A 16,816-nucleotide genomic window follows, 5' to 3' on the forward strand; every position below is an offset into this window, starting at 1 on the left:
GCCCTACGGGCTATTTGTGAGCAGAATTGGCACCTGAGTACTATTTCATATGATCAATGAAAAATTCTCGATATATCCTTAACAATATCATTGTCTTTGATGTTAGGGTATCTGCTGATTAACAACGGAATGTCTCTTTCTGATTTATCCGCTACTTCTAATTTATAGATTGAAGTCGATTCATCAATATTAACGAAGAGGTTGCCAATGTAAGTAGCTTTGCCACTAGCAACGGTGAAAGGAATTGAAAATATTTTTGAGGTATATGTCACGTTTATACCTTCTGAGCGCCACTGATAAAGTTCATAATTCCCAGCTGGGAGTTCCGCTACCACCAGGCGTCCTTTGGGGTGGTTCCAATCCATTGGATCTTGCATATTCCCGGTCATAAATGCTCCATCCCCTTGCTTCCCATCTTCCACCGGTCGGTAGTCAACAATCACGCTACTTAGAGAATGTGTTAAGGACATAACAATAAGCCCTTTGCCTTTGTTGTGTGCCAGAGAGTAATCACTTGGAACATTAAAATTGGCGCAGCCTGCTAGAAATAGGGCGACGAGAAGAGTGAGGGTTCTAATCAATGTTGACACGGATTTCTCCAGCAAGTAGGGCGCAATAGCAAAGCGTATTGCGCCAGATTTAATAATGACCATAACATGTCGCAACAATTAAATTTATCGACCAGCTATAAATTATTATGTCTCCGCCGAAAGTTAATGGTAAAAATAGGTGCCCGCTCACGGAACCATCGATAGTCCATGGTCTTTTATTATTGGTTATCGGTGTTTCCATTATTTGTTATTTCGGCGCAATACGCTACGCTATTGCGCCCTACGGGCTTTTCAATTTCAAAATTTCTTTAATGGTCTGAATTCAATTTCGAATCTGTCAGCACTAGGGATGGAATCAAAAATGTCCACGTGAGATAATTCTTTTGATGATAAAATCTTATCAATGGCTTTTGTTTTCTGTTCAGGATCCGCTCTGCATCCAAAATAAATTGATTTTATTGATTCAGCTGGTATTTTATATAGAAAGATAGTTCTTGGATCCCTAGATATGTCCTTTAAATATTCTGAATACATGGATTCAATAAAAGAGTACTTCAGGTCTTCAGCTGGTGCATACATGTCCATCTCATTCATGTCTCTTAGGTATCGATTGCCCTCTTGATCCGTAACATCTCTCAAGTTGATAAGATACATTCCATTATTTAGTTCTGTCTTTTCAAGAGAGTCACTATCATAAAGGGTAAACTCAATCTTGGGTAAATAATCATGATGAACAATTATTTTTTCTGCAGCAACTAAAGGAAGAATTACTCGATGCTCTTTCTCATAAATCCATTCTTCACTTTTTATTAAGAAGTGCTCTAGGATTGATTCAAATTTATCTATGCTGGGTCGTTTCGAGTTATATCTTACTCTTTGTGTTTTACCTACATTCAAAGCTAGTCTTTTTCTTGTTTCATCTTCATCTATTACTAGGTTTTCTTCACCATATTTATCTAGTTTTGACGTGAGAACGTTATAACTTTGATACTTTTCTAGTAGTGGTTTTGTTAGGTCAAACTCTATAACAATCCCTTTGTGTTGCTCAGCATAATGAGACCACATTAGCAAGTTGTTATTGGTCTCAGAAAAAGATGCAACGGAATAATCAAAATATGAGGCATCAGATAGAGTTTCAAATTCTTTCTCATATAGTTCTGTGTTGTTATTTACTTGACTTGGTCTAAGTTCAAATGGGTCATTGAGCGCGTATTTTTGGCTTGCTCTGATTAATAAGCTATCAAAAAATTCCAGCCTTAAAGATGTATACTTGAATAATTTATTCAACATGTTTGTAACTCAAAATGAAAGCTAGCGATTATTTTGTGCGAAAACATTTCCTGTTTATGTGGCTGCATTCTCGCATTCCATTTATTTGATTGTCTCGAAAAATACATCCAATCAATCCATTGAGTTATTTCTCTTCATCTGTCTGGCATGATAGGAGGCGACTGGCTTCCCTATCTAAGAGTGAGCTTCACTCGGGCCTTTTGTGCATATTCTCGTGTCCCGTGGCCGTATCGGCGTGCGGGGTTCGAGCGATTTAGTCAGCAACAGTTATGGCTACCGCAGGGGCTTGCGGCCGCCACAGTGCCAGGTGCGATCTCGGTGGAGCTGTTATGGCTGACAGTAACCTTGAGTAATTTGATTTCCTACGCTACCGCACTTTTTTCGTTGGGGAAAATGGATTCACATGAGTGGGCTCACATTTTGACCGCCAATCTGGGGTTTGCCTTTTAACCTGCAAGTTCAATAGCCCCATGCGAGCGATTACGCTGCGCTAATGGCTCCTACAAGATCTCGGCTCTTTACCCTGAATTCATCAGCTAAACCATCCTTCGTTCTAAAACAGAAGGGATGGAGTAAACGCCGCTTTTGCTCGTTTCAAATAAACCAAAACCCCAAGCCGTCTGTCGGGCCAGGTGGCGGGGTGAACGCAGCCGGTGCGCGGTCAGGATGACCGCAAAAGGGAGCGTCACGCCAGGGATGGCGTGTGGCGACCGGCCGGTGAAGGGAATCCCAGAGCCCGGGGCTTTCCCGACAGTCGGCATACACCCAGCCGCAGGATTGTTAAGGACCGCGGCTTCGGTCCTTAACCCGCCCCCGCCAACGGCAGGTTGGCAAATCGCCGCAGCCGACGGGGCGGAACCGGATCAAGCCGAAACCGAATCCAGCTGGAAACGGTGAATATTGAAATTCATATGGGAAACAATATGAGGGCGTACTATGGAGTTAGTCTGTTATGCCGCATCAGATTAGTTTTTATCCGACCTGAATAGGTTTCTGTGGTGCGCATACTGGGTTGACCATATATACGGACTGGCTTGGTTTCCAGGCTGCGCCGGAAATTAAATCTATGGGTATCGAGAAAATGCCAAAATCGATCAATATCCCAAGCAATGAAGTGGCGTCAAATGTGTGGGTTGTCTGGATGGTGCCGGTCTGACAGTCATCTGCTTTGGCTTCCAATATATAATTCTCACCACGCTTGGCGGTAAATACACTGCCTTCGGTTCCCATAGGGACGCCATTAATATAAATTTTGGCTTCTCTATTTGATGAACGCACAGAAAGCGTATCTGTTGTGCCATTTATGATCGATGAACAGCCTGAAGTGAGGGTAATGGCAGCAACCAACCCTGTGGCAAATAATTTATTCATTATCTTCCTTGATGTTTTTTATAATGATGTGACAGGTTAATATTATTTTTGAAACGGTATTTTCCGGATCTCATATATCGGAAAATTCTGCGGAGTACTTTAATCGTTTGGGTCTCAAAGGATAACTCTCTATTCCCGCGTTTATAGGATTCAAAAAACCGAGCAATAGTTCAGATTTTCGAGTCCATCTATTGCCCCTATTCCCCCAAATCTGGTGCGCGGTCAGGATGACCGGCTTTTGCCATTTGCCCCTCATCACCCAAACCCCAAGCCGTCTGTCGGGCCGGGTGGCGGGGTGAACGGAATCGGTGCGCGGTCAGGATGACCGCAACAGGGAGCGTCACGCCAGGGATGGCGTGTGGCTCCCGGCCGGTGGAGAGAGCCCTAGAGCCCGGAGCTTTCTCGACAGTCGGCATACGCCAAGGCCCGGGATTGCCAAGGGGGAGGCCTTTTCCCCCTTGGTCCGCCCCCGCCAACGGCAGGTTGGCAAATCCCCTCAGCCGACCAGGGCGGAACCGGATCAAGTCGAAACCCAATCAAGCCGGAACCGAATCAAACCGTATCACCACGCGGTAAACGTCGGGCTTCGCCCAACTCAGTCCGACCTACGGGGGAGGGGCCGAAACCAGCCGTCATCTGCCGGGTCGGGCAGCGGTCGATCGGCCCGACGACAGGGCCGCTATCGCCGAGCCGGGCTGAGAGCCAGGGAGACAGCCCTCGTCTCCCTGTCACACAGGCGTCAATTGGACGTCATATTCCCCCTCTAGAGTCAGTACTCCAAAAACAAGAATGGAGTTCCACCATGCGCTCGGGATTGGTTTTATCTGCACTGACAGCGGCCCTGCTGTTAGCAGGGTGTGGCGATGACGCCGAAACAAAGGCCCCGCCAAGCGTGGTCAAGATTGGCGTCATCAGTGACGTGCATGTATTCGATGCGGTCAAGCTGGGCGGGGTGCCGGGTGAGCCGGCCTATGAAGAGGCCATCGGCAAGGATCGCAAGGCCTTCTTGCAGAGCCAGGCCCTGGTGCAGTCGGCGCTGGATCGACTGGTCGCGGCGGGCAATCAGCTCATTCTCATCACCGGCGACCTGACCAAGGATGGCGAACAGTACTCCCACGAGTGGTTGCGTGAGGCGATCACCCAGGTGCAGGCCAAGGGCGTCAAGGTGCTGCTGATCCCCGGCAATCACGATATGAACAATCCCTATGGCACGAGTGGCTCCATCTTCCTCGAGCAGAACAGTCTGGGAGCCGAGGTCGGATCCATAGCTCCTTATATGGAGCACAGCGACGGTACGCCGCTGTATGATGTGCCACGCTTCGACCGCTTCTATGCCGACTTCGGCTTTAAGGATGCGGTGGCCCGCGATGACCACTCCTTCTCCTATGTCAGCGAGCCGGTGCCGGGACTGTGGGTGCTGGCGCTGGATCTGGCCAATAGCTCCTTGCCGCAGGCGACCAGCAACTGGTCCACGGAGGCCGGACGGCAGGACTATCCGCCGACCGGCGGCTCTCTGCTGGCGCCGCAACGGGCGCAGACCTGGGCCTGGGTCAAAACCATGGCCGCCCGTGCCAAGGCCGAGGGCAAGGTGCTGCTGACCATGAGCCACTTTGGCGGCATTGAACACTTTACCGGCCAGAACCTGCTGATCCCCGACTATGTGCTGGATGGTGCGGGCAAGGCCTCCTACCTGCAGGGATTGCAGTGGTCGCCCTATGTCGAGACCTTCACTGCCGCCGATGGCAGCACGGGGCAGATCCCCTATCAGACCAGCAGCGAATATGTGTCGCGGGCGCTGGCCGAGGCCGGGGTGAACCTGCTGCTGACCGGTCACTTCCATGCCAACGACATAGCGCGCCGCGATTATGGCAATGGCAACTTTCTGATTGATATCGAGACCGGGGCCACCGTCAGCTATCCCGCCTCGATGCGTCAGCTGGTGCTGGATTTGCCGAGCAAGACCCTGAGCGTGAATACCGATATCGAGACGGTGCAGGCCGACGTGCCGGAGGCCGGTCTCGAGGCGCTGGTCGATGCCATGGCGAATAACCTGCTGGCGGCTCTGGGGCTGGAGGTGCCGGACTCGCTGGCCAATCTGCTGGATGCCCTGCTGCTCAAGCGCCCGCTGTGGAGCCTGATGTGCGACCTCTATCTGGTCGGTCAGGGGCTGGATCCGCAGGCCGATCAGGCGCAAGGGGAGGCGGCCATGCTGGCGGCACTGCCGAGCGGCGTGACGAAAGACCAACTGCAGGCCACCACCCTGACCACGCTCATCTCCACCCTGCTCAAGGCCCACTATGCCGGGGATGAGGGCAGCAATCCGGCGCTGGGCGCCAGTCAGCGCTTTGCCATCGGTTGGCTGACCCAGGTCAATGCCACTCAGTTGCAGGCGCTGATGACGGCGCAGCTTACCGCCATGCAGTTGCAAGGCCAGGTGCCCGACAGCGTGCTGGCCCAGTTCAGCCAGATGGTTCCCCTGATCGGCCTGGTCGGTTACGGCGTGGTCAATGATCCGACCCCGGATCGCAACGTGCGCATCGACCTGACCACCGGCACCCTGCAAGCCCAGTAACTCCCTCGCAAGCAACCCGACCCACCGACCGGCGGCCCCCCGCCGGTCACTTCCCCATGCGATCCATCTTGATCTACTTGGCTCTTCATCCTGAACTCATCACCCAAACTCCAAGCCCTCTGCTGTGCCATGACCGTGCATAAATGCCGCCTTTGCTCGTCAGACTTACACACCCAAACCCCAAGCCGTCTGTCGGGCCGGGTGGCGGGGTGAACGGAATCGGGGCGCGGTCAGGATGACCGCAACAGGGAGCGTCACGCCAGGGATGGCGTGTGGCGACCGGCCGGTGGAGAGAATCCCGGAGCCCGGGGCTTTCCCGACAGTCGGCATAAACCAACGGCCAGGGGTCAAGGGGGCAGGGCCTTTTGCCCCCTTGCCGCCCCCGCCAATGGCAGGTTGGCCAATCGCCGCAGCCGACAGGGCGGAACCGAACCGGCCAAGTCGGAACCGGCTAAGTCGAAACTGGCCACCTCGGGCCGCCGAATCGGCAGGCTGGCCGATCAGCCAGGATCGGCGGCATGGCCAGCCGCCCAGGCCCCAGAACTTGCAAGGCCACATTGCAGATTCCGCGATTTACAGCCCCAGCCCGCAGTCGCATAGTGAATGTCTTTATCAAAATGCTATGGGAAACATAAGGATATGTTGAATTCGATCTCGACTCCGGCCAGAACCCTGACCGGGCAGGATTTCAAGACACTGTCACTGGCGGCCTTGGGGGGCGCGCTGGAGTTCTATGACTTCATCATCTTTGTCTTCTTTGCCGTCATCATCGGCGATCTCTTCTTCCCGGCGGATATTCCCGACTGGCTGCGCCAATTCCAGACCTTCGGCATCTTTGCTGCCGGTTATCTGGCACGGCCGCTGGGCGGCATCATCATGGCGCACTTTGGCGACAAAATTGGCCGCAAGCGCATGTTTACCCTGAGTATCTTTATGATGGCGGTGCCGACCCTGCTCATCGGCCTGCTGCCCACCTATGCCGCCATCGGCATTGCTGCTCCCATCATGCTGTTGGGACTGCGGATCTTGCAGGGCGCGGCCATCGGCGGCGAAGTGCCGGGGGCCTGGGTGTTTGTCGCCGAGCATGTGCCCGCGGCGCGAGTCGGGCTGGCGTGCGGCATCCTGACCGCAGGCTTGACCGCCGGTATCCTGCTGGGATCCCTGGTCGCCACGGCGATCAATACCCAGATCCCCAAGGAAGAGGTGGTGGTGTGGGGCTGGCGGTTGGCGTTCGTGCTGGGCGGGGTGTTTGGCATCATCGCCATGTATCTGCGGCGCTGGCTGCATGAGACGCCGGTATTTGCCGAGCTGCAGGCGCGCAAGGCGCTGGCCGCCGAGATGCCGCTCAAGGCGGTGCTGCGGGATCACAAAGCGGCGGTGGTGGTCTCCATGCTGCTGACCTGGCTGCTCTCGGCCGGGATTGTGGTGGTGATCCTGATGACGCCCACCTATTTGCAGAAGGTCTATGCCCTGACGCCGCCCGAGGCGCTCAAGGCCAACTCGCTGGCGATTGTGGCGCTGACGCTGGGTTGTATCGTCGCCGGACGACTGATCGACTGGCTGGGTAGCGGCGTCACCTTTATGGGCGGCTCTGTGCTGCTGGCGCTGACCACCTGGAATTTCTACAGCGGTCTGCAAGGCGGCACCAGCGATCTGCTGCTGCATTATGCCCAGGCGGGATTCTGTGTCGGTATCGTCGGCGCCGTGCCCTATGTGATGGTGAATGCCTTTCCGGCGGCGGTGCGCTTCTCCGGCTTGTCCTTCTCTTACAACGTGGCCTACGCGGTGTTTGGCGGTCTGACCCCCATGCTGGTGACCCTGTGGCTGGCCAAAGATATGCTGGCGCCGGCCTACTATGTGGTCAGCCTGTGCGGGTTGGGTTTTGGCATCGGCGCTTACCTGTGGTGGCGTCAGCGCGGTGCCCTGCGCCTGCAAGCCGAAGCGGCCTGATCGACAGAGCTGCGAGTTGTGCCGACACCGCCACCTTCTGGTGGCGGTGTCGTTTCTGGCGGATGGGCCGGTTACCGGATTGGACGACTTGCCGCCCGCTCTGCTCACCGGCGCTGAGCTCTACTAACCGGCGCTGAGCGCCAGCGCGGCGCTGAAGCGCTCCTTGCCGTATTGCATCATGGCGTAGAAGTCATCGCGCCGCACCGGCACCTGCATGGCCGAGGCCAGGCGATCCCGGCTGCTGTCGACGTCTGGATCATGGAAAAACACGAACTGGGCATCCATGCCGATGAGCACCACCCAGTGCGGGGCCTTGTCGCCGGTCAGCCGCCAGGTGCTGATCAGCACCAGCACCGGATGACCGCTCTTTAGCTCCTGCTCCAGCTCTTCCAGACCCGGCCGCCGCACCGTGGGCATGATGCCTGCCTCGGCCAGTTGCTGCTCGAAATCGCCCTGCACCAGCTCCATCACCTGACGCTTGCTGTCACTGCGCACCCCGCGCAGGAAGGGGGTGCAGGTCTGGCTGATCCAGACGCGAGGATGCAGGCCGCGGCGATGGGCGGCCAGTGCCAGGCCCAGCGCCGAGCAGCCGCCGTGGCCCGTGGTCATGAACACTGTGGTGGCCTCGCGCCAGATCTGCACCTCGTGGCGGCGGCTCAGGGCAAACTCGGGCTGCAGCGCCGCCTGTGCCATCAGCAGGCAGGCCGGGCCACAGGTGAACGGCAGGGTCTGGGCGTAGTAGGGGATGGGTAGCAGATGGGGGAGTTTCCCGGGCTGCAGCCGCTTCTCCAGGCGCACGCCGTCGGCGGCATCATCGTAATAGTGGGCCAGCACGCGGATCGGCCGGTAGCCCTGTTGCAGATAGAGGCGCTTGGCCTCGTCGTTATCTTGCCGCACCTCCAGGCGCAGGGTGATATAGCCCAGCGCCACCGCCGCCGCCTCACTGGCTGCCAGTAGTTGATGGCCTATGCCCTGACCGCGCTGCGCGCCTGCCACCGCCAACGAGTAGAGGCGCGCCAAGTGAGTGCGATGGTGAAACAGCACCAGGGCATAACCGAGCAGTTGGCCGTCCTGCTCGGCGATCAGGGTGCGGCTGGTATCGCTCTTGATAAAACGGCGGAATTGGCGCGCCGAGAGACGATCGCCGGGAAAGCAGGAGAGTTCCAGCGCCAGCAGCGCTTCGAGATCATCGGGGACAGCAACGCGGATCAGAACCATATCGACCTCAAGCATGGGCGCGAGGAGGGGGCCAGCAAATGTCTGCCCGGTGAAGCAAATGCGACAAATGCGATCAGGGGGTAGGCAGGCCAAAGAGTGAAGCCCATACGACGCCAGATCATAGGCCTATGCCCTTGACGGGTAAAGTGTGACGGGCATAGCATGCTGCTCGGCTGAGAGCCTGTTGTATCCAACGCCCTTCTTCTTGCGGCAGACTCTACTGCCGGGTCGTATCCGACCTCCCTCCTGCGCCGTGCCGGATACCGTTGCTGTTCAACTTGGAGTCTGTATGGCCAAGTTTCTTATAGTCACGGAAAAAAAATCAGATTGGGCTGCCTATTTCCCCTCGGAAAGCGTCGTCAGCGTGGGCGATTATCTCGACCATCGCAGCGACAAGGCCGCACGCAATACCCAAGTCATCAACCTGTGCCGAACCTATGAGTACCAGAGTATCGGCTACTACTGCACCCTGCTGGCCGAGGCTCGCGGCCACCGCATTCTGCCCACCCTGCGCACCATCAACGAAATAGCTAATCGCGAGCAGCAGTTGATGGTGATCCATGGCATGAACGAGGCGCTGGATCTGGCCTTTGCCGGTCACCCTTGCGAGAACGTCCAACTGTTGTTCTATTTCGGCCAGACCGATGTACCGGCGTTGCAGAAAATGGCGCGCCAGCTGTTCGACCAGTACCCGTTGCCGGTGATGGCGGTGCAGTTCCGGCATGGTTCTCATGGCTGGCAACTGGTCAGTATTGCCCCCTATTCGTTTCATCGCCTGGAAAATGGCCAGCAAGACCAGTTTGCCGCCGCCCTGGAGCGCTTCTCGCGCAAGATCTGGCGTCAGCCGACCCATCACAAACGCTATCGCTACGATCTGGCGATCCTCATCGATCGGGAGGAGCATATGCCGCCTTCCAACCTGCTGGCGATCAAGCGCTTCATCCGCGCCGGCAAGCGGCTGGGGATCAATGTCGAGCTGATCGACAAGGATCAGCTGGGCCGGCTCGGTGAGTACGATGCGCTGTTTATCCGCGCCACCACCAACATCGATGACTTCACCTACCAGTTTGCCCGCCGCGCCGAGAAGCTGGGGCTGGTGGTGATCGACGATCCGGCCTCCATCATGTACTGCACCAACAAGGTTTATCTCGCCGAGTTGCTGGAGAAGCACAAGGTGCCGACGCCGAAGACCCGGGTCCTGCGGGCCGGGGAGAAGAACTGGGTGGAGAAGACCATCCACGATCTGGGCTTGCCCTGCATCCTGAAACTGCCGGATGGCTCCTTTTCTCGCGGCGTACACAAGGTCAGCACCGCCGAGGAGCTGGAGAGCAAGGCGCTGGCGATGATGAATGATTCGTCGCTGATCCTGGCCCAGGAATATATGTATACCGACTTTGACTGGCGTATCGGCGTGCTGGATCGGCAGCCGCTGTTTGCCTGCAAATACTATATGAGCCAGGGCCATTGGCAGATCTACCAGCACAAGGAGGGCGGCAGCTTCAATGCTGGTGGCTGGGAGACGCTGGATGTGATGTCGGTACCGCGCTGTGTGCGGGAAACCGCGTTGCGAGCCGCCAATCTCATCGGCGATGGGCTGTACGGCGTGGATATCAAACAGCGGGGCAACAAGGCCTATGTCATCGAGATCAACGACAACCCGAATATTGATCGCGGCATCGAGGATCATGTGATGGGGGAACTCATCTACGAGCGGGTGATGCTGGAGTTTCTGCGCCGCCTGCAGCAGCGCGGGCTGTAGCGCCAATGCCAGGTTGCCTTAGCGAAGGAGAGATAGCCTGTTGAGCCAACCGTTGGCGGCAGGGATGCCGCCATCGAGCCCCCAGGGAAGGATTTACGGCGAGTTGGTGAGAGAGGCTGTCTCTCCTGAACCTCTTAGCTGACAAGTCGTAGGGCTCTAGCTCCTCTATTTTCTTCCTCGCCAGATCAACAAGGCGGAGCCTGTGGCTCCGCCTTGTCACTTCAATGGTTCGGACCTGATGGCGTGAGGTTACTCGGTGCCTTAGTTCAGTTTGACCTCGCTGCGGGTGATGACGGCGCTATCTTGCAGCAGCTCTGTGGTGTTGAGATTGCCCACCATGGCCTGATGCTCCCGGGTACCGTCGCCATTGTTCCAGTCATGCCAGCTGACCCAGTAGCCGATGGCCGGATACTTGGCCAGGGTGGTGGCATAGTTGCGGGTGTCATAGCTGCCTGCGGTCGCGGCTGTACCGCCCAGGGTCGGGCCGTATTCCCCCATGCCCAGCGGTTTGTCGAAGGACTTGTATTTGCTGTAATCGGCGATGGAGAGGGAGTCGTTATAGCGGGTGCCAGCAACCACATCCACATAGTCTGCCCCCGGATAGCACCAGTCGACCGAGGCGATGCCGTAGCTTTCATTGGTGGTTTCCGGACCACGGTTGGGGGAGTAGACCCACAGCAGGTTGTGTAGCCCCTTCACCTGGGTGAAATAGGTGTACATGTCCTTCCACAGATTGGTGTAGCCACTGCAACTGCTGGATTGGGTGCTGATGCCCCACCAGAACCAGCTGCCATTCATCTCTTGCATCGGGCGCCACAGTACGACCACGCCAGCATCTTGCAACTCCTTGAGCGCGGCCGCGATACGGTCGAGCTTGGTGCGCCAGACGGTGTGCGCGCTGGTTCCGGCCGTGACCAGATCGGCCAGCTTGACCTGGGTCATATCGCCACCGGAGGTGCGGGTCAGATTACCGCCGCCGGGATTGTGGGTCAGATCGCTTTCGTCATTCCACCAGGGATTATTCGGGCTCCAGTTGATGGTGACGAGACCCCCGGCCTGCCAGTGCTCGATCAGCTTCTGGTTGGCGTTGCTCAGCTGGGTCGGGGTGAAGATCTGGTCATATTCGTAATCCAGGCCTACTACGGCCGGGGCCTCGCCGGTCTGTAGCTCCAGCTCATCGATGAGCGGTGCATAGCCGACCGTGCCGGTGAGGTTGAGGATCTGATCGCCGTGGCCGGTATTCTGACCGGCCAGCACGCCCGGAATGGTGTCGTTACTCAGCGCCGCCAGGTACTTCATGACACTTTGTGCCGCCGGGGTGGCGGCTGGATCGCTGGCTTGGCTGGTTGCCTTGTAGACGTCAGTGTGCAGTTCTTTATCACCGCCGCCCCCACAGGCGGCCAGTAACAGTGCACTGACCAGGAACGGAACCAGTGTTGCGGTGGGGCGTCGAGATCCCTGTGCTGTTTTTATCGTCATCGCGTCATCCTTGCTGGAGTTTTATTGATGTTGTTATGAATGGAACGAGTGAGTATGGATTGACTGTGTGGTCAATAATTGAACCACGGTCGCTAGCTTGCCATAGCGCCAGATAAAGACTCATTGAGGGCTTTAAATTTTGTAAAGGTTTGTGATCTGAGACTCATGCTTCTGCCTGCGGGGACAAATCGATTATGCTGTGCGGCAGTTGTGCCGTGATTGGCCATTGAACTGTTATCAGGATCCACGTATGTCCAAGAAGTTACTCGGTTGCCTGCTGCTGGTGGCCGCCTGTTCCTCCACGCCTCCGGTTCCCTCCTCGGTCGCCTCCCGTCCGGCCGCCAAGCCAGTCACCCATCGACTCCCGGCCTCGCTGGTCGGGGAGGATCGGCAGCAGCAAGAGGCGTTGCAGGCGTTTCTCAACTCCTGTCCGCGCCTGGGTATGCAGTGGCAGAGCCTGTGCTGGCAAGCCCAGCGCACCGCCAAGACGCCTACCGCCGCCGCTCGTTTCTTCCAGCAGAACTTTGATGAATATGCCCTGGATGATGGCCACGGTCTGTTGACCGGTTATATGGAGGCGCAATTGCGCTGCAGCTGGCGGCCGACGGCACGCCTCAACTATCCGGTATATGGCACGCCCAGCGATCTGCGCAAGGGAGTGCCCTATCTGACCCGGCGCCAGATCGAGACGGCGCCATCGTCGGCGCTGCGGCGGGCGGTGCTGATGTATTGCGACAAGTTTGATGCCTACAGCCTCGGCGTGCAGGGCTCCGGAAGGGTGGTGTTGCCGGATAACAGCACGGTGAAACTGACCTATGCCACCAAGAACAATCGCGCCTATACCTCGATTGGTCGGGTATTGATCGACGCCGGTGAAGTGCCCCGCGAGCAGATGAGCATGCAGGCGATCAAGGCCTGGGTGGAGCGCAATCCGGATCGGGTCGACTGGCTGTTCCAGCACAATGAATCCTATGTCTTCTATGACATCGACCGGCGGCAGGAGAAGCACGTCGGTCCGCCGGGCGCCATGGCGCTCAAAGCCGGGTTGACACCCTACCGCAGTGTGGCGGTGGACTCGCGCCACATCCCCCTGGGTACGCCGCTGAAGATCCGCAGCCAGTGGCCGGATCAGACACCGTTTTCCCGGCTGGTGATCGCCCAGGATAAGGGCGGCGCCATCAAGGGCCGGGTGCGGGCCGATCTGTTCCTGGGGCATGGTGACCTGGCCGATGAGCTGGCGGGGCGGCTGCAATCACCACTGGATTTGAGGGTGTTGTGGCCCAAGCGTTGGTCGGCGCCGAGCCCGGAATGGATGCGAGTCAGCAGCGCCGGCTGATGTCAGTCGCCACCACCATACATGTTTCATCAGGCCCCGATTGCTCCGGGGCCTTTTTTTGTCGCGGTAAGCAGGTTCGGCAGGGGGTTATGTGGCTCTTTCGCCACTGGCGCGGAACTTTATTTCGCACCTTGTTCACATCGATGGGGTGGGCTCTAAATGAGGCTTTTTGTGTTGCAATTCAATTACATAAATCAGGGTTAATTCGCGGTGCGGGGTCATTTTGACCTCTGAATCGTGATGACATCTGCAACTCCGAACATGAATGACTGGTCAGAGTATGCGTTTGCATCGGGATCCACTCTAATGGTGCTATTGCTGTCTTTGCTCCGCTACCGGGACTGTGCTTCGTCAGGTCCGGTTTTCAGGGGCCGTATTCATCGTTCATCTACAGGAAGCCAGTATGTTGCCGGGTGTGGATTTTGATTCTTGGGTGGTTCCTGCTCTGCTGCTGGTACTGGCCGGGCTATTATTGCTGCTGCTCTGGGCATGGCGTGAGAATCGCCATCTGCTCCAGACGGGTGAGCATATGCAGGCCTTGATGGACAGCATTCCGGATCTGACCTGGGTCAAGGATACCCAATCGCGCTTCTTGTTTGTGAATGCCCAGTTTGGCAAAACCTTCGGCCGCCAACCCAAGTCTCTGGTCGGATTGACGGATCATGATCTGTCCACGCCGGATGCCGCTGCCGGTTATATCGCCGACGATCGGCGGGTGCTGGAAAGTGGCGAGTCCCTGCTGCGGGAGGAGACCATTACCGGGGAGGGAGGGCGCGAAGCCTGGGCCGAAACCTTGAAGGTGCCGCTGTTTGATCGCAAGGGCAAGGTGATTGGCACCGCAGGCATGGCGCGGGATATTACCGAGCGTAAACGTGCCGAACTGATGCTGCGGCACATGGCCCACCACGATTACCTGACCAATCTGACCAATCGTCCGGCTCTGGCCGCCAGTTTTGACTCTATTTTGCAGCGGGCACAGCTGGCCCATCAGTGCGTGGCGCTGTTCTTCATCGATCTGGATAATTTCAAGGATCTCAATGACACCCGGGGGCATGGGGTGGGGGATAGCATCCTCAAGCAGATCGCCGAGCGGCTGGAGGGTTTCATTGGTCCCTATGATGCGCTGGGGCGTTTTGGCGGTGATGAATTTGTGGTGGTGCTGGGTCAGCAACCCAATCGCCTGGCCGCGCTGCGTGCCGGACAACAATTGCGCCATCTGTTCGAGGTGCCGGTAACCCTCAACGAGGTCGAGTTCGCCGTCTCCTGCAGCATCGGCATGAGTACCTACCCGGAGGATGGTAACGACTACGATACCCTGATCCGCAATGCTGACATGGCCATGTACTACGCCAAGACCCATGGCAAGAACCGGCTGGTGGAGTTCAATTCGCGGATGGGGCAGGAGAACTTGCGGCGCATCGGTATCGAACAACACCTCAAGGAGGCGATCCGGCGCGACGAGTTCTATCTGCATTATCAGCCGAAGATCCAGGCCGGCAGCCATGAGATGGTCGGTATGGAGGTGCTGCTGCGCTGGCACAACGCCGAGTTGGGCATGGTGCCACCCGACCAGTTCATACCCGTCGCCGAGCAATCCCGACTGATCCTGGACATCGGCGATTGGGTGCTGGAGGAGGCGATGAAGCAGAATCTGGCCTGGCAGCGGCAGGGCTTACCCCTGTTGCCGATCGCGGTGAATATGTCGGCGGTGCAGGTGCATCAACATGATTTTGTGCCCCGGCTGATCAGCCGGATGGCGCGGCTGGGGTATCCCGGTTCCCGACTGGAGCTGGAATTGACCGAAGGAGTGGTGATGGAGGGGGCAACCCCGGTGCGACGCTACTTCGAGCAGTTGCGGCAATTGGGGGTCAAGATCAGCATCGATGATTTCGGCACCGGTTATTCCAATCTCGGTTATCTGAGCCGCTTCCCGCTGGATGCGCTGAAAATCGATCGCAGCTTTGTCACCAATATCCATCAGCATCAGGACAACCAGCAGATCGTCAAGGCGATCATCCAGCTGGCGCGCTCTCTCTCCTTGAGCCTGGTGGCCGAGGGGGTGGAGAATTCCGAAGAGCTGGCATTCGTCGAGTCGCTCGGCGTCGAAGTGGTGCAGGGCTATCATTTCTCCCGGCCATTACCTTCGGATGAATTGATGCAGTTTCTGGGAAGCGCCCGTGGCGTGGCCTGAGTCGCCACAGCCGCCAGTCTCGTCACTCTGGCAGTGGGGATTCTTCAGTGCGGCGTTTAATCCGCAACCCCTATCTGCCGTGCTGGATTATGCCTGCGAGCAGGGCATCCGTTATCTGGAGCTGGGCACGGGCGGCTACCCTGGTGCTTACCACTGCCCACGGGAGCGCTTACTCGCCAACCCAAGCTTGCGCCAGCAATGGTGGCAACAGTGCCTGGATGCTGGCGTGCGCCCTCAGGTGCTCTCCTGCCATAGTAATCCGCTGCATCCGGATCCGGTGCGGGCGGCCCTCGCCGATCAGACGCTGCGCCAGACCATAGCGCTAGCTTCGGCCTTGGGGATCCGTACTGTGGTCACCTTCTCCGGCGTCGGCGGGAGCCTGGCTGCGCCGGGTGCTGCGCCCCATTTGAACTGGCCTGTGGTCAGCTGGCCCTATGAGAACAGCGATTACTATCACCAGGTCTGGGAGCAACAGCTGATCCCCTACTGGCAGGATATCGCCCGTCTGGCGGCTGATTCGGGTGTGACCCTGGCTCTGGAGATGCACGGTGGTTTTCTGGTGCATTCGCCGGGGACTCTGCTGCGGTTGCGCGCCGCCTGTGGCCCGGCCATTGCCGCCAATCTGGATCCGAGCCATTTCTGGTGGCAGGGGATGGATCCGGTGCAGGCCATTTCCTTGCTCGGGGACGCACTGGCCCATGTGCATCTCAAAGATTGGTGCGCCGATCCGCAGCAACAGGCGATGTGGGGGTTACTGGATCCGCGGGATGAGCGCGAAGGGCCACGCAGTTGGCGCTATTGTTTGCCGGGGCAGGGACATGATGCCGCCTTCTGGTCTCGCTTTTTATCAACCCTGCAGCAGTCGGGGTATCAGGGCATGCTGAGTCTGGAATACGAATCGGATGATGCCATCCCCGCCGCCGAGGTCGTCGCGCCGACACTGCGCTGGTTGCAGGAGCTGTTGTTGGCTGCGCCTGAGGCATAAGGAATTTTCTCTGGTTGTACCTGCGGCTTGATTCCGATCCATTTTTCTTCTGTTCTTTGTCGATCCCGATGCTAGGATAAGCGCCTTTCGGGCCTGCATGTGGCGGGCCCAGGA

The 16,816-nt window shown here is 57.3% G+C and carries 11 protein-coding genes; 6 read left to right on the plus strand and 5 right to left on the minus strand.

Annotated features, from left to right (window positions below; all coding sequences use genetic code 11):
• Window positions 1-53: 53 nt before the first annotated feature.
• The 3 genes from ACZYUB_RS14895 to ACZYUB_RS14905 all read right to left on the minus strand — a co-directional run bounded on the left by ACZYUB_RS14895 (window position 54) and on the right by ACZYUB_RS14905 (window position 3,212).
• Complete coding sequence (locus ACZYUB_RS14895) at window positions 54-590, minus strand: hypothetical protein (protein WP_463949040.1); 537 nt, start codon at window positions 588-590, stop codon at window positions 54-56.
• Between the two features lie 258 nt (window positions 591-848).
• The gene (locus ACZYUB_RS14900) at window positions 849-1,841 is read right to left on the minus strand and encodes a DUF2971 domain-containing protein (RefSeq protein ID WP_463949041.1); all 993 of its coding nucleotides are present in this window, start codon (window positions 1,839-1,841) and stop codon (window positions 849-851) included.
• A gap of 972 nt (window positions 1,842-2,813) precedes the next feature.
• On the minus strand, window positions 2,814-3,212 hold the full coding sequence (locus tag ACZYUB_RS14905; RefSeq protein ID WP_463949042.1) for a hypothetical protein: 399 nt from the start codon (window positions 3,210-3,212) through the stop codon (window positions 2,814-2,816).
• Window positions 3,213-4,014: 802 nt separating this feature from the next.
• Here ACZYUB_RS14905 and ACZYUB_RS14910 point away from each other — a divergent pair.
• Together ACZYUB_RS14910 and ACZYUB_RS14915 are read left to right on the plus strand one after the other, a co-directional pair.
• Window positions 4,015-5,784 (plus strand): metallophosphoesterase family protein, encoded by a 1,770-nt coding sequence (locus ACZYUB_RS14910; RefSeq protein ID WP_463949043.1) that lies wholly within the window; start codon window positions 4,015-4,017, stop codon window positions 5,782-5,784.
• 639 nt (window positions 5,785-6,423) lie between these two features.
• Window positions 6,424-7,734, plus strand: a complete 1,311-nt coding sequence (locus tag ACZYUB_RS14915) for an MFS transporter (protein ID WP_463949044.1) — start codon at window positions 6,424-6,426, stop codon at window positions 7,732-7,734.
• 123 nt (window positions 7,735-7,857) lie between these two features.
• On the opposite strand, the gene ACZYUB_RS14920 is transcribed toward ACZYUB_RS14915, so the two are convergent.
• The gene (locus ACZYUB_RS14920) at window positions 7,858-8,952 is read right to left on the minus strand and encodes a GNAT family N-acetyltransferase/peptidase C39 family protein (RefSeq protein WP_463949045.1); all 1,095 of its coding nucleotides are present in this window, start codon (window positions 8,950-8,952) and stop codon (window positions 7,858-7,860) included.
• Between the two features lie 289 nt (window positions 8,953-9,241).
• On the opposite strand from ACZYUB_RS14920, the gene ACZYUB_RS14925 reads away from it, so the two are divergent.
• Window positions 9,242-10,711 (plus strand): RimK family protein, encoded by a 1,470-nt coding sequence (locus tag ACZYUB_RS14925; RefSeq protein WP_463949046.1) that lies wholly within the window; start codon window positions 9,242-9,244, stop codon window positions 10,709-10,711.
• A gap of 261 nt (window positions 10,712-10,972) precedes the next feature.
• Here the strand turns inward: ACZYUB_RS14925 and ACZYUB_RS14930 are convergent, their stop codons facing one another.
• A complete protein-coding gene (locus tag ACZYUB_RS14930) occupies window positions 10,973-12,190 on the minus strand; it encodes a glycoside hydrolase family 26 protein (protein ID WP_463949047.1) in 1,218 nt (405 codons plus the stop codon).
• A 250-nt stretch (window positions 12,191-12,440) separates the two neighbouring features.
• Here ACZYUB_RS14930 and mltA point away from each other — a divergent pair, with 250 nt between their 5' ends.
• The 3 genes from mltA (at window position 12,441) to ACZYUB_RS14945 (ending at window position 16,702) form a co-directional block, all read left to right on the plus strand.
• A complete protein-coding gene (gene mltA / locus ACZYUB_RS14935) occupies window positions 12,441-13,526 on the plus strand; it encodes a murein transglycosylase A (protein WP_463949048.1) in 1,086 nt (361 codons plus the stop codon).
• A 403-nt stretch (window positions 13,527-13,929) separates the two neighbouring features.
• Window positions 13,930-15,717: a putative bifunctional diguanylate cyclase/phosphodiesterase gene (locus tag ACZYUB_RS14940; RefSeq protein ID WP_463949049.1), complete on the plus strand. Its 1,788-nt coding sequence runs from the start codon at window positions 13,930-13,932 to the stop codon at window positions 15,715-15,717.
• Window positions 15,704-16,702 (plus strand): sugar phosphate isomerase/epimerase family protein, encoded by a 999-nt coding sequence (locus ACZYUB_RS14945; protein WP_463949050.1) that lies wholly within the window; start codon window positions 15,704-15,706, stop codon window positions 16,700-16,702. The genes ACZYUB_RS14940 and ACZYUB_RS14945 overlap by 14 nt, the downstream gene beginning before the upstream one ends.
• Window positions 16,703-16,816 lie beyond the last annotated feature (114 nt).

It is taken from the genome of Pseudaeromonas sp. HNCC25DJ182 (assembly GCF_055413365.1).

Coding starts and splice junctions, on each gene's coding strand:
- ACZYUB_RS14900 (WP_463949041.1), bottom strand. CDS start 1,841: ATGTTGAATAAATTATTCAAGTATACATCTTTAAGGCTGGAATTTTTT.
- ACZYUB_RS14905 (WP_463949042.1), bottom strand. CDS start 3,212: ATGAATAAATTATTTGCCACAGGGTTGGTTGCTGCCATTACCCTCACT.
- ACZYUB_RS14910 (WP_463949043.1), top strand. CDS start 4,015: ATGCGCTCGGGATTGGTTTTATCTGCACTGACAGCGGCCCTGCTGTTA.
- ACZYUB_RS14915 (WP_463949044.1), top strand. CDS start 6,424: ATGTTGAATTCGATCTCGACTCCGGCCAGAACCCTGACCGGGCAGGAT.
- ACZYUB_RS14920 (WP_463949045.1), bottom strand. CDS start 8,952: ATGGTTCTGATCCGCGTTGCTGTCCCCGATGATCTCGAAGCGCTGCTG.
- ACZYUB_RS14925 (WP_463949046.1), top strand. CDS start 9,242: ATGGCCAAGTTTCTTATAGTCACGGAAAAAAAATCAGATTGGGCTGCC.
- ACZYUB_RS14930 (WP_463949047.1), bottom strand. CDS start 12,190: ATGACGATAAAAACAGCACAGGGATCTCGACGCCCCACCGCAACACTG.
- mltA (WP_463949048.1), top strand. CDS start 12,441: ATGTCCAAGAAGTTACTCGGTTGCCTGCTGCTGGTGGCCGCCTGTTCC.
- ACZYUB_RS14940 (WP_463949049.1), top strand. CDS start 13,930: ATGTTGCCGGGTGTGGATTTTGATTCTTGGGTGGTTCCTGCTCTGCTG.